The organism is Neisseria sp. HMSC078C12 (assembly GCF_001838065.1).
Lineage (GTDB): Bacteria > Pseudomonadota > Gammaproteobacteria > Burkholderiales > Neisseriaceae > Neisseria.
On record NZ_KV835607.1, the window covers coordinates 1 to 259 of the forward strand.

The following is a 259-nucleotide window of genomic DNA, read 5'->3' on the forward strand; positions in this document are numbered from 1 at the left end:
GGCCGTCTGAAAGAAGGGTTTCAGACGGCCTGTTGCCGGGGATACGTTATTGATCGACGAATGCGCGCTCAATCAGGTAGTCGCCGCGGACACCGGTTTTCGGAGAAACGGTCAGGCCGAATTCGTCCAAGACGTTGCAGGTGTCTTTCAACATGGCAGGGCTGCCGCACAGCATGGCGCGGTCGTCTTGCGGATTGATTTTAGGCAGGCCGATGTCTTCGAAGAGTTTGCCGCTGCGCATCAAATCGGTCAGACGGCC

General features: G+C 57.5%; 1 pseudogene. It reads right to left on the reverse strand.

Features of this window, described 5'->3' with window-relative positions:
* Nucleotides 1-46 precede the first annotated feature (46 nt).
* Nucleotides 47-259: pseudogene (locus HMPREF2596_RS05015) on the reverse strand (ferredoxin--NADP reductase); the annotation flags it as partial.